Source organism: Deltaproteobacteria bacterium, from assembly GCA_016709225.1.
In the GTDB taxonomy this organism is placed as follows: domain Bacteria; phylum Myxococcota_A; class Polyangia; order Nannocystales; family Nannocystaceae; genus Xiheibacterium; species Xiheibacterium phototrophicum.
Window position 1 is genome coordinate 1,753,908 of the sequence record JADJEE010000002.1, and the last position, 12,384, is coordinate 1,766,291.

General features: G+C 72.7%; 9 protein-coding genes. 4 read left to right on the plus strand and 5 right to left on the minus strand.

Annotated elements, in window-relative coordinates; all coding sequences use genetic code 11:
- Window positions 1-31 precede the first annotated feature (31 nt).
- On the minus strand, window positions 32-1,750 hold the full coding sequence (locus IPH07_21455) for a hypothetical protein (GenBank protein ID MBK6919979.1): 1,719 nt from the start codon (window positions 1,748-1,750) through the stop codon (window positions 32-34).
- A 218-nt stretch (window positions 1,751-1,968) separates the two neighbouring features.
- On the opposite strand from IPH07_21455, the gene IPH07_21460 reads away from it, so the two are divergent.
- Window positions 1,969-4,866 carry a serine/threonine protein kinase gene (locus IPH07_21460; protein MBK6919980.1) on the plus strand — a complete coding sequence of 966 codons (2,898 nt, stop codon included), beginning with the start codon at window positions 1,969-1,971 and terminating at the stop codon, window positions 4,864-4,866.
- Between the two features lie 11 nt (window positions 4,867-4,877).
- On the opposite strand, the gene IPH07_21465 is transcribed toward IPH07_21460, so the two are convergent.
- A complete protein-coding gene (locus IPH07_21465) occupies window positions 4,878-5,831 on the minus strand; it encodes an AgmX/PglI C-terminal domain-containing protein (GenBank protein MBK6919981.1) in 954 nt (317 codons plus the stop codon).
- Window positions 5,821-6,447 carry a sigma-70 family RNA polymerase sigma factor gene (locus IPH07_21470; GenBank protein MBK6919982.1) on the minus strand — a complete coding sequence of 209 codons (627 nt, stop codon included), beginning with the start codon at window positions 6,445-6,447 and terminating at the stop codon, window positions 5,821-5,823. The genes IPH07_21465 and IPH07_21470 overlap by 11 nt, the downstream gene beginning before the upstream one ends.
- Window positions 6,448-6,679: 232 nt before the next feature.
- On the opposite strand from IPH07_21470, the gene IPH07_21475 reads away from it, so the two are divergent.
- Both IPH07_21475 and IPH07_21480 read left to right on the plus strand, forming a co-directional pair.
- Window positions 6,680-7,624: a hypothetical protein gene (locus IPH07_21475; protein MBK6919983.1), complete on the plus strand. Its 945-nt coding sequence runs from the start codon at window positions 6,680-6,682 to the stop codon at window positions 7,622-7,624.
- A gap of 76 nt (window positions 7,625-7,700) precedes the next feature.
- On the plus strand, window positions 7,701-8,816 hold the full coding sequence (locus IPH07_21480) for a penicillin-insensitive murein endopeptidase (protein ID MBK6919984.1): 1,116 nt from the start codon (window positions 7,701-7,703) through the stop codon (window positions 8,814-8,816).
- Window positions 8,817-8,820: 4 nt separating this feature from the next.
- On the opposite strand, the gene IPH07_21485 is transcribed toward IPH07_21480, so the two are convergent.
- Window positions 8,821-9,615, minus strand: coding sequence for an SDR family NAD(P)-dependent oxidoreductase (locus IPH07_21485; protein ID MBK6919985.1), 795 nt, complete (start codon window positions 9,613-9,615; stop codon window positions 8,821-8,823).
- Between the two features lie 132 nt (window positions 9,616-9,747).
- On the opposite strand from IPH07_21485, the gene IPH07_21490 reads away from it, so the two are divergent.
- On the plus strand, window positions 9,748-11,157 hold the full coding sequence (locus IPH07_21490; protein ID MBK6919986.1) for a L,D-transpeptidase family protein: 1,410 nt from the start codon (window positions 9,748-9,750) through the stop codon (window positions 11,155-11,157).
- Window positions 11,158-11,186: 29 nt separating this feature from the next.
- Here the strand turns inward: IPH07_21490 and IPH07_21495 are convergent, their stop codons facing one another.
- Window positions 11,187-12,113 carry a PEGA domain-containing protein gene (locus tag IPH07_21495; protein ID MBK6919987.1) on the minus strand — a complete coding sequence of 309 codons (927 nt, stop codon included), beginning with the start codon at window positions 12,111-12,113 and terminating at the stop codon, window positions 11,187-11,189.
- Between the last annotated feature and the right edge of the window lie 271 nt (window positions 12,114-12,384).

Below are 12,384 nucleotides of genomic sequence, written 5' to 3' on the forward strand. Positions count from 1 at the left end.
TCAGACCGGGACCCGAGGCAGCGCGCGTACGCTAGTACGCGTGCTGATCGGCGCGGAAGCCATCGCAGCCGTCTTCGCCGGCGGGCGCGTGCAGGTTGAGGCCATCGGCACGGATGCCACCCTCACCCGGCGCGCCGCCGGTGCCACCGTTGCCGCCGTTGAAGCTGACGTTGGTGACACCGACCTCGGCGTTGCCCACGGTCGCGATGCCGACCGACGCGCCACCGCAGCCGCCGGCACCGCCACCACCACCACCGCCACCGCCGCCGTTGCCACCGTTGGCGCCCTCGCCGGCCTCGTTGTTGGTGGTCCAGCCGGTGCCACCGCCACCGGGCGTGCCGCCATTGCCACCGTCGCCGCCGTCGCCACCGTTGCCGGCCTGCGCGAGGTTCAGATCGACGTTGCGGATCGTGATGCTCGAGTTGATCACGACCATCGCGAACGAACCGCCGCCGGCCTGGCCGGTCTGACCCGGCTCGCCACCGCAGCCGCCCGAGCCGCCTCCGCCTCCGCCTCCGCCGTTGAGATCGGCGTCGCCGCAGGTGAAGGGGTCCTCGTCGATGCCGCCCGAACCGCCTCCGCCTCCGCCGCCGCCGTGACGGCCGCGGGTGGCATCGGTGCCGCCGGGTGGCGTCCACACGCCATCACCTCCGAAGGTGCCCTGGTTGGCGTTGGTGCTGTCGCCACCGGCACCGTTCACGCCGGCGAACCCGTTGCCGCCCTCGGTGCCGTTGCCACCGCTGTCGTTGCAGTCGGAGATGACGTTGCTGCCGCAGCGATCCGCGCCCGAAGGTCCGCCGTTGCCGACCGTGGTGGTGTCGCCACCGGCGGAGCCGTCTTCGCCGTAGGTCTGCACGTTCTCGATGCACTGCCCCGCACCGGTGTCACCCGCACCACCGGTGGCATTGCACGCCGATGCACCACCGCCGCCGCCGGTCGAGCTCGCCGCGTCGTCACCGTCGGCACCATCGCCGCCCGCACCACCGGTCGCACCGTCGTCACCGGCGCCGCCGCTGCCCGCGTTGACGATGCAGTAGTCGAGCGTGAACAGCCCCTCGGGCGTGTCGCGCACCCACACCCCGTAGGAGGTGAGGCCGCCATCGCCGTAGTCCGACGCGTTGATGGTGAAGCCGTCGACCTCGACCGCGAGCTCGAGGTTCTGCGCGATCAGGGCGCGGTCCTCGGTGGCGCTGATGGTCGTGACGTTGAGCGCGGTGTCGCGGCTCCAGTCGACGGCGTCGTAGCCACCGTAGAGACTCACGCCGGAATCGACGTTCACGGTCTCGAGGTAGTTGGCCTCGGCCACCAGCACCATGCGCGGCGGATTGTAGGTCTGTGCGATCTCGATGCCGCGGGCGATGGTCGCGACCGGATCGTCGGGCATCAGGCCGTCGTTGAGGTCGCTACCGACCGACGCGCTCACGAACACCGCGCGGCACAGCACACCGTCGATGCCGTCGCCGTTCTCGTCGAGTCCGGCGGCATCGGGCTCGTCGACCATGTCGCAGGCGTCGATGCCGGTGTCGGAGCTGCCACCATCCGACGAGCTGTCCGCTCCCGAGCTCGACGAATCGGCGGCGGCGCCCGTGCTCGAGTCGGCGCTCGCCGACATGCCACCGGAGCTGTCGTCGCCGCCGGTCGTGCCGCTGGTGGACGAGTCCGCCGCGGTGGTCGTGAAGGTCGTGGTGCCGCTCAGGCTGCCCGACCCGATGCCGGTGTCGTCACCGCAGGCAAGCACGAGCGAGAGCATCGCAAGGGGCAGGACAAGTCGTAGCGATCGCACCTCGCCAGGCTACGCCGACAGTCGCAGACGCGGCAAGCGGGGCGGCGCGAACCCAAGACCGGTGTGGGGCCGACGCGCCGGTCGACGAGCGGGTTCGAACTCGCGCTCGGGGTCGCCCGGCGGTGGGTGGCGCAGCGATGCGCAGCGCGAGGTGGCGAGCGCCGCCTGCGAGGTGGAGGGCGGCCGTGGCAAAGTCCACGGACGTGGCGCGGACCCCCGACAGCGGACCGCCGAGCACCGAAGCCCTGACGGTGCGCGGCCTCGGGCCGCAAGGCGTCGACACCGGCAACGATGGCGAGCGCCCCGCCGACGTGGTCGAGCGCGCCGCGCTACAGCGTGCGCTCTCGCGGCTCGTGCCCGAGGACTACGCGCCCGTGCGCCTGGGTCGCTTCGTGTTGCTCGAGCCGATCGCCACCGGCGGCATGGGGGTCGTCCACGCCGGCTACGACGACATGCTCGATCGCAAGGTCGCGCTCAAGCTGATCCGGGCCGATCGCGCCAGCGAGGCCGCGCGCGCGCGACTGCTGCGCGAGGCGCAGGCGATGGCGAAGCTCAGCCACCCCAACGTCGTGCAGGTGTTCGAGGCCGGCGCCCACGAGGGCCAAGTGTACCTGGCGATGGAGTTCGTCGAGGGTCTCACGCTGCGCGGCTGGCTGCGCGAGCAGAACCGCAGCGTCGCGGAGATCCTCGCGATGTTCTCGCAGATCGGCGAAGGCCTCGCGGCGGCCCACGACGCCGGCGTGCTGCACCGCGACTTCAAGCCCGACAACGTGCTGGTCACCCGCGACGGCCGTCCGAAGGTCGCCGATTTCGGACTCGCTGCGCTCGATCCCCGCGCCGAGACATCGAGCGCGAGTGCGTCGATGAGTGGCATCCGCCCCGAGCTGCGCGCCGCCGCGAGCCTGTCGTCGAGCACCGGCCCCGCCGCCGCGAGCAGCAGCGCGATGCACGAGCCGCTCACCATGACCGGCGAGGTCATGGGCACGCCCGCGTACATGTCGATCGAGCAATGGCGCGGCCATGCCTGCGACGCCGCCAGCGATCAGTTCAGCTTCTGCGTGGCGCTGTTCGAGGCGCTGTGGGGCGCACGGCCCTTCGCTGGCGACTCGTCGGCCGAGGTCATGCGCAACGTCGCGGCCGGCCGCGTGCGCGGCGAAGGCCTCCAGGGGGACGCGCCCGCGTGGCTGCGCGCCGTGATCGTGCAGGGGCTCTCCGCCGATCCGCAGCGACGCCACCCCGACATGCGTGCGCTGCTGGCTGCGTTGGCCGCCGATCCGATCGCAGCCCGGCGTCGACGATGGTGGCGGATCGCCGTGACGGCAGCGGTGACGGGTGGCGTGGGTCTCGGCGTCGCCGCATGGGTCGCGCGGCCGCGACCGTGTCGCGACGCCGAGGACCGCATCGACGCCGCGCTCGACGAGGCCGGGCGTGAGGCGATCGCTGCCGCACTGCGGGCCACCGCCACGCCCTTCGCCGACGACACCGCGAGCCGCGTCGATCGCCGGCTCACGGACTATCGCGGACGTTGGGTGCAGGGCTACCGCGAGGCCTGCGAGGCCACCCACGTGCGCGGCGTGCAGAGTGCGGCGCTGCTCGATCTGCGGGTCGCGTGCCTCGAGCGCGCGCGTCGATCGCTGAGCAGCACCGCCGCGCTGATGATCACCGCCGACGCGGCGCTGGCCGAGCACGCGATCCAGCTGGTCGAGCACCTGCCCGAGCCGGAGGCCTGCGCCGACGTCGAGGCGCTGCAGTCCCGCGTGCCGCCGCCCGCCGATCCCGAGCTCGCCGCGCGTGTCACCGCGCTCGAGGACGAGCTCGCGCGCGTGGTCGCGATCCACGTGGCCGGTCGCGCCGACGAGGCCGAGCCGCGCCTCGCCAGCTTGTTCGAGCAGGCCCGCGAGGTCGGCCACCCGCCGCTCCTGGCCGAGGTCGGGTTCCGGTGGGGCCAAGCGCTGACCAGCGTGTCGCACGACGTCGAGGCCGAGGCGGTGCTACGCGCCGCGCTCGAAGCCGCGCTCGCGGTCGGTGACGATGCGACCGCGACCTCATCGGCGTCGCTGCTGGCGCTGATGCTCGGCAACCGCGACAGCCGCTTCGCGGAGGCGCAGTGGCTGCTGCAGGTCGCCAAAGGCGTCGCGGCCCACTCGGGCAAGCCGCGACTGCTCGGCGAGGCGCACAACAGCATCGGCGGCATGCTCGAACGACAAGGCCACGCGGCCCGGGCGGTGGCGGAGTTCCGCATCGCGCTCGAGCTGCTCACCGAGGCCTACGGCCCCGACGATCCGATGACCGCAGCCGCCCACGAGAACCTCGCGGTCGCGCTCGCGAGCGCAGGGCAGGTCGAGCCCGCGCTGGCCGAGCTGGGGCGGGTGATCGAGATCCGCGAGCTCGCGTTCGGCGAGGGCCATCCGCTGCTCGGCAAGGCCTACACGAACCTCGGCGCCACGCTGAACGAGGCCCGGCGCTTCGACGAGGGTGAGGCCGCGCTGCGGCACGGGCTTTCGATCCTCGAGGCCACGCTCGACGACGATCATCCCGACGTCGTCAACGCGCACCTCAACCTCGCGGTCGGCTTCGACGAGCGACAACAACGGGTGGCGGCGCAGGCGGAGTACCGCCGCGCAATCGAGAGCCTCGAGCGCCAGCTCGGCCGCGAGCACCCCGACGTCGCGCGGGCGTACAACAACCTCGGCGCCTCGCTCGAGGACGACGGGCGCCTGACCGAGTCGGAGCAGACCTATCGCCACGCGCTGGCGATCTCGCTCGCCACCCTCGACCCCGATCACCCCGACGTCGCACGCACGCGGGGTAACCTCGCCAGCGTGCTGTCGCAGCAGGGCCGCCACGCCGAGGCGGTCGTCGAGGCCGAGGCCTCGCTGGCGGCGAGCCTGCGGCGCCTGGCGCCCGACGACCCCGACATCCTCGCGGCATTCGCAGTGCTGGGGCGCGTGCAGCTGGCCCGTGCCCGCGCCAGCAGCGATCGCGAACAGGCTGCGATTGCGACGGCGGCCGCGGTCGCAGCCTGGGTCGCCGCCGGTCCCGAGGGGCGCGACGCGCTGGCGGAGTTCACCGCGGCGCGATGACGCCCGCGCGATCAACCGGGGCTGAACATGAACGGATACGTGACCACGACCCGCTCGCCGTCGCTGGGCCGGGGGAACTTCCAGTGCCTCACCGCCGCCACCACGCACGCTCCGACCTTGGCGTCTGCGAGCGTGTCGTCGATCAGCCTCGCGGTCGCGACGGCGCCCGAGCTCGCGACCTCGAAGCGCACCTCGATGCGGCCCTCGAGCTTGGGATTGCGGCGCAGCCCCTCGTCGTAGCAGCTGCGGACCTCGTCGATGTGCGCACGCACGATGCGGCGCGCGATGTCTCGATCGAGGCCGCCGACGACCTTCGCGACCCCCTGTGCGGCTTCACTCGTGGGATCCTGCGCCTCGTGGGGTGGCGTCGCGGTGGCCCCCGCCGCCAGCGGGCTGAGCTCGATCGGCAGCTGCAGCTGCGCCTTGGGCACGTCGATGGTCTTGGTCCAGGTCTCGAAACCCTCGTGCTCGACGACGATCTCGTGCGGCCCCGACACGAGATTGGTCGCGACGAACGGCGACGGCCCCGCGAGTACATTGCCGTCGACCAACACGCGGGCGTCGCGGGGCACCGCGTCGATCACCAGGTGCCCGAGCTGGTCGGGGTCGACGTCGACCGGCCACACCATCGGCGTGCCGGCCGTCGCCGCTTCGCCGGCGGGCATGAGCTCGGGGGCCGCGGCGATCGGGGCCGCCGGTGACGCCTCGGGCGTGGCTGGTCGCGACACGCTGATCACCAGTGCGGCCGCGGCCGCGGCCGCGGCAAACACCGACGCACCGGTCGCGACCATCGTCGCACTGCGATTGCCGGTGACGACCAGCGGGGGATGGATCACGGCGGCTTCGCGTGCACGCGAGATCACGCGCTGGGAAAGATCACTGGGCATCTCGGGCACGGTCCACTCCTCCTGCCACTGCCGTGGCAGCTCCAGATCGGCTTGCGCCGGGTTGTGTTCATCGGTCACGACGCACCTCGGACAGTCGCTGCTGTAGCGCGGCACGGGCTCGCCACAGGCGAGACTTCACGGTGCCGAGCTCGATCTCCAGGATTCGCGCGATCTCGTCGTACTCGAGATCGTGGTACGCACGCAGCACGAACGCGGCGCGGATCTCCGGGCTCAGGTGCTCGACCGCGTCGGCGATCGCCGAGGCGGCCTCGCGACGCTCGGCCACGCGGTCTGGCCGATCGTCGCCGACGCAGTGCGGCGCCCGCTCGTCGGTGGCCGCGACCAGCTCGTCGTCGAAGCGCACGCGCTCGCGGGCGTTGCGTCGCAGCGCGGTCAGGGCCGTGCGCGTCGCGATCGTCAACACCCAGGTCGAGACGGCGGCGGGGTGATCGACGTCGTAGCGCGGCAGCCCACGCAGGACCCCGAGCAGCGCGTCCTGGGCGACATCGTCGGCTTGGCCGTGGCGACCCGCGCGGCCGAGCACGCGACAGACGATGGCCCACACCGGTCGCTCGAAGTGCTTGAGCACCGCGTGCTGCGCCCAGGCCTGCCCGTCACGCGCCGCCTCGAGGGTCGTCCGGTCGAGCTGGGCCGCGGTCACCGGAACCGCTCGAATGTACGCGACGTCGGCCACGGGGGGGTTCTCGCCGCAGCCGGGGCCGATGTTCCCGGACTTCGACGGGCGCGGGCGTCGACGGGGCCCCCGAGAACCCGCGCGCGGCGGTGGCGGGCATGCCACGCTCGTGGTCGACGTGCCCTGCCCTCGCCTGCCCTTCGCTGCACTCTGGGCCTGCGCCTGCGTGCATGCGCCCGCCCCGTCCACGCCGCCCTCGCCGGGACCGAGCGTGCCCGACGGTGCGTCGGCGATGCACGAGGGCGCCGAGTACCTGCGGCTCGACGCCGAGCTCGACGCGCTCTATCCGCTGCGTGCCAAGATGGTTCGCACAGGCCCGCTGTACCTCGAGCGCGCAGGCACGCCGGTCGCCGACGGTGGTGGTCGCTCGATCACGCTCGAGCTGCGCGTGCTCGACGACGATGCCCATGGCGATCCGCCACGCCCGCGCGTGCTGTGTGAGACTGCGGGCGAGCGCGTCGCGGTCTTCGTCGACGAGGCGGAGCTCGGCGTGGTCGCACGCGACGGCGCGGTGATGGTCGCGCAGGGGTCGGTGCCCGACACGCTGCTGCCGACCGCCACCGGCGTCGCGCTCGACCCCGGCGCGCTGCTGCAGACCCGTAGCAGCCTCGACGGCGAGCTCGTCCACGTCGGGCTCGATCGCGGTGGGCTGTCGGTGTGGGGCTGGGTGCGGCGTGATCGGGTCGGCCGTGCGTTCCGACCCGCACCCCACGTGGTCGAGTCGCGCGGGCGCGCGGCCACCGTGCAGCCCGGTGCTTCGATCTTCGCGTTCCCCGGCGGCCTTGCGTTCGGCGAGGTCGATGCCCACGGCCCGCCGGTGATCGCGTCCTCGCTCACGTTCGTCGCCGACGATCACCGCTTCGTGCGCTTCGATGTCGGCGATGCGCTGGTGGTCGGCTGGGTGTTGCACACCGCGGTCGTGGTGGGCAACCCACCGGCGCCCCCGCCGACCCCCGCGATGCAGCTCGGCACCACGCGCGTGGATGATGATCGTCCGCCGCAGGTGCAGCTGCCGCGGGGGACCCTGCTGCAGGGCACCGCGCTGCGGCGCAGCGTCGGCGTCGTACTCGAGGAGCACGGCTACCACTGCGTGCGCGCGTGCGAGAGTGCCCAACCGGTGGTCGCGGTGCCCGCCTGCGGCGCCACGCTGGAGCTGACGGCAGCGTCGGTGAGGTGACGTTCGCCCGCGACAGTGTCCCCTGGATTGCACAGATCGCTGGGCGATCGCGGGCCGCTCGCGGATCGCCTCTGCCATGCTGCAGTCCTCCTTGTTCGATGCCGTGCTCCAAGGCTTCGCGTTCGTCGCGGCCACCCAGGGTGCAGCCGCCCAGGCGCCGCTGCGCGTCGACGATCCGAGCGCGCTGTTCGTATCGCCGCTGTCGATCGAGCCGCTCGCCGAGCCGCGCTGGGTCGTGCACACGCTGCGACCGCGCGACAAGCTCGGGCGCGTCGCGGCGCGGTACGGCGTCGAGCTGGCCGACCTGCGGGCGTGGAATCGCCTCGATCCCAACGAGAACCCGGCCAAGCGACGCAAGACCCTGCGCGTGCTGGCCCGGCGCATCCCCCCGGCGCCGATGAAGATCGCATACGTCGTGCAGTCCGGCGAGGACTGGGACGACGTCGCCGCCAAGCTGCGGGTCTCCCGTCGCGCGCTGCAGGCGAGCGCGCGACGTGGGGGTCCGCTGGTCGCGGGTGCGACCGTGGTGACGTGGATCGATCCACTCGAGGGGCCCGCGTTCGAGCCCGACGCCGCGCCCCTCGAGGTCGCGCTCGAGCTGCCGACCGACGCCCGCAGCGTCGGACTGCCGCAACGCGGTCGCCTCGAGCACGGTGCGAGCCTGCCCGCCTCGCCGCTGTGGACACTGGCCCATCCATCCCGCGCGTTCGGCAGCAGCCACACGCTGGCGGTGCTCCGCGACGCGTTCACGACGCTGCGCAACGACACCGGCTACCGCGGCGAGGTCACGATCGGCGCGCTCAGTCGGCCCCACGGGGGTCGCTTCGCGCCGCATCGCTCGCACCAGTCGGGTCGCGACATCGACATCCGGCTGCCACTGGTGGCGGGCCTGGGCGATGACGTACGGCATCCCGGCGTCGACGACATCGACTGGTACGCCACCTGGGCCATCGTCGACGCGTTCCTGCGCACGGGCGAGGTCGAGGCGGTGTTCCTCGAGCTCGGACGCCACGAGCGGCTCTACACCGCCGCGCGCATCCTCGGGGTCCCGCGCGAGCGACTGCAAGAGATCATCCGCTGGGCCAACTGGAGCGGCCACGTGATCGTCAAGCACAGCGAGGGCCACGACACGCACATCCACGTGCGCATCCGCTGCGGCGACGACGAGCCGCGCTGTCGCACCGAGGAGTGAACGCCTACGCGCGTGACGGCGGTAGTGGGGTCATCGCGTCCATCATCATTCGCGTGAGCGCGGGCGTGTGCCGTGCCAGCACGTACACCCGCGGGTAGACGATGCGCGCCCGTCGACGCTCGACCGCCATGCGGATGCGCCGCGCCAGCACCGTCGGTACGCCCTCGGGCAGCAGCTTCACGGCGGTGGTCGGCGGCACGACGTCGTAGGCCGCGCGCGCCATCGGGGTGTCGACCGGCCCCGGGTAGACCGTCAGCACCCGCACGCCGGTCTCGCGCAGCTCGCCGCGCAGGCATTCCGACGCCGCCGCGATGCCGGCCTTGGCTGCACTGTAGTGGGTCATGCCGGGGGTCGGAGCCAGCGCCGCGAGCGAAGCGATGTTGACGATCGCGCCGCGATCGCGCGCCAGCATGCCCGGCAGCACCCGCTGGATCAGCGCCAACGGGGACAGCAGATCGACCTCGAAGAGGCTGCGCATCGCATCGCACTCGACCTCGACGGTGCGCGCGACGATCTGCACGCCCGCGTTGTTGATGAGGGTGTCGACCGGGCCGAAGCGGGCCTGCGCGCCGTCGAGCCACGCGGTCGCCTGCTCGGGCCGCGACAGATCGGCGAGCACCACCGCCACGCGATCGCCGAGCTCGGCGGCGAGCTGCTCGAGCAGGGCCCCGCGGCGCGCGACCATGGTCACGCGCGCGCCGCTGCCGGCGTACTCGCGGACCAGGGCGGCTCCGATACCGCTCGAGGCCCCGGTGACGACGACGTGGGCAGGCTCGGCGGCGGGGCGTTCATCGGACATGGCGGGGTGCTCGCGGACGCGGCCCGCCCGATGCGGCGGCCGCGGGGCATCGTAGCAGCCCGCCGATGGCGTGCGTTCGCGCTGGTTTCTTGCCCACCGCCCCCGAAGATGCGCTACCAGATCGGAAATCCCGTGCGCCGTCCCCTCGCCGCGTTGTTGTTCGTTGCCTGCGATGCTCCCCCCGATGCCACGCGCGAGGCCAGCGCGGTGGAGTACGAGGCCAGCGAACGCGTGCAGCAGGTCGAGGCCGACCCCCACGATCTCGGCACCAGCCCCACGGTCGCGGCCGTGCGACCGCTCGACGAGGCGCCCGCGCCCGGCCCGACCGCGAGCACTCCACCCGCGCCGCGCGAGCCGATCGCGACCCGCATCGCGCGTCAGATGCTGATCCTGCGCGACGCGCCCGATCACGACGCACCGATCCGCGGACGCATCCCGATCAGCGAGGCCTTCGAGATCTTCGCGTGGGTCGAGGGCCCCGAGTGCGGCGGCAAGGGCTGGGCCGACGTCGGCGAGCAGGCCTACGTGTGCACCGAGCCGACGCGCCGTGCCACCGACGCGACGCCGCGGATGTTGCCGGAGCTGCGTGACGGTGACCTCGCGCCGTTCTTCTACGCCAAGGTGAAGCAGGGCCAGGTCGCGCACCGCTGGTCGAACCTACGCGCGTGGCAGGAGGGTGAGCCGCACATCGATCTCCTCGAGCCCGAGCACGACTATGCCTTCGTGTCGCGCCGCCGCAGCAAGGGCGAGCTGGTGCTGATCGACGACCGCGATCGCGTGGTGCTCGAGCGCGAGGTCACCCGCTACCGCCCGAGCCGCTTCCAGGGTCGCGACCTCGTCGCCGAGCCCGTGCCCGACGGCGTCATGTTGGCGTGGACGGTGACATGGCCCGAGACCCCGGCGCAGCAGCGGCCCGAGGAGCTGGCGCCGCTGCACACCTCGCTCGACTACCAGGCCGAGACCCTGCTGACCCCGACGCCCGACCCCGAGTGGTTCGCGATCGAGGGCGGCGGCTTCGTCCACGACAAGCACGTCGGCCGCTTGATGCTGCTCGCCGCCCCGGCCGACATCGCCGATGACGAGCTGTGGATCGACGTCGAGCTCGAGGAGCAGGTGCTGACGGTGCTGCGCGGCGAGACGCCGCTGTTCGCGACCCTGGTGTCGACCGGCTTCAAGGGCCCGACCCCCAAGGGCCTGTTCCGCATCTGGATGAAGCAGGCGATCGGACAGATGCAATCGCGCCCCGACGCCGACGAGAGCTACAACGTCGAGGCGGTGCCCTTCGTGCAGTACTTCTCGGGCAACTTCGCCCTGCACGGCGCGTTCTGGCACTACCGCTTCGGGCATCGCATCAGCCACGGCTGCGTGAACCTCTCGCCCCGCGACGCGCGGCACGTCTACGAGATGACCGCCCCCCATGCGCGCGCCGGCTGGCTGCACGCGTTCGAGGGCGAGACCCACCGCGGTACCACGGTGCGCATCCGCAAGGGCACCGCGCCGGTCGAGGACAAGCGCGAGGCCGTGCGCCGCTTCGACGGCTGAGCGGCGCGAAGCGCTACCCAGGGCCCCGACTAGAACCGCACCGTCAGGCTCGCGCGGGTCGGACTACCGCGCAGCTCGATGCGGCCGCGACGGGTACCGATCACCACCAACGCGACGCCACTGCCGACCGCCGCGAGGCCCGTGACGAGCAGCGACGCGCCACCGGCCGCGGTGTTCCAGCGGAAGGCGCAGTTGCCGAAGCGATCGACGTTGGCGCCCGAGCAATCGCGCTTCACCGGATTCTCGTCGACCGCGAGCATCGCAATGCCACCGATCACGGCACCGGCACCCACGCCGAGCAGCGACCAGCCCGCGATGCGCATGCCCGCCGCGCGACGATCGTGACCGAGCTCGAGCCGCAGGGTCTCGTGCTCGCCGGCCACGAGCTCGATCTCGCGACCACGGGTGCGGTGGCCCTGCTTGCGCAGCTGCACCGAGTGGGGGCCAGGCTCGGCCTCGACCTCCATCGGCGTCACGCCGACGCGACGGCCGTCGAGGTAGACCTCTGCGCCGCTCGGCTTGCTCATCACGATGAGGCTCGCGCGCTCGACCGCGGCCGGGCGACGCAGCATCGCGGTGACACGCTCGCTGGCGTGCTGCGCCGCCTCCTTGGGCGTGCACACCTCGCAGCGGACCTCCTCCTGTGCCCGCGTGTTCCCCTCGGCATCGCGCACGACGATCTCGACCGCGTAGTCGCGCTCGCGCTCGTGCAGCGTCACGCGCACCCGCGGCACGTCGGCGGCGGCCTCCTCGCAGGGCGAGCCCGTGCACGCCTGCAGCGCGTGCTCCTTTGCGAGCGCGGCGTGCAGCGCCTCCTCGAACTGGGTCACCAGCCGCGCGCTGGCGTCTGCGTCGGCGCCGACCGGCTCGATCGCGAGCGCATCCCCGGGCGCAGCAGCGGGGTCGGTCGGACCCGCGGCCTGCACCAGCGTCAGCACCCAGGCGAGCAGCGCCATCGTCTTCGATCGTAGGCCGCGATCGCGCGTGCCGCCAGCGAAACCTTCGTGAAAGCCGCTGTAGGGGCGGACTGCGTGGGCTTGGAGCCACCTTCGTGCGTCGCGGTGCCGACGGCTCCCACCCGCTTCGTGGATCGGCGCCACCGCGGATGCGTCGGCGTCGTCGCGATCGGTGCCGCAGTGCTCGACGCGTGTAAGCCATGTCGGCGAGTGTGCTCGACACACCGCGACCGTGGAAAGCGAGTGCGCGGGCGATGATCGTTCGGCGCGG

What these genes read in the sequence shown, in the direction of transcription:
- IPH07_21455 (MBK6919979.1), bottom strand. Translation starts at nt 1,750, where the DNA reads ATGCTCTCGCTCGTGCTTGCCTGCGGTGACGACACCGGCATCGGGTCG.
- IPH07_21475 (MBK6919983.1), top strand. Translation starts at nt 6,680, where the DNA reads ATGCACGAGGGCGCCGAGTACCTGCGGCTCGACGCCGAGCTCGACGCG.
- IPH07_21480 (MBK6919984.1), top strand. Translation starts at nt 7,701, where the DNA reads ATGCTGCAGTCCTCCTTGTTCGATGCCGTGCTCCAAGGCTTCGCGTTC.
- IPH07_21485 (MBK6919985.1), bottom strand. Translation starts at nt 9,615, where the DNA reads ATGTCCGATGAACGCCCCGCCGCCGAGCCTGCCCACGTCGTCGTCACC.
- IPH07_21495 (MBK6919987.1), bottom strand. Translation starts at nt 12,113, where the DNA reads ATGGCGCTGCTCGCCTGGGTGCTGACGCTGGTGCAGGCCGCGGGTCCG.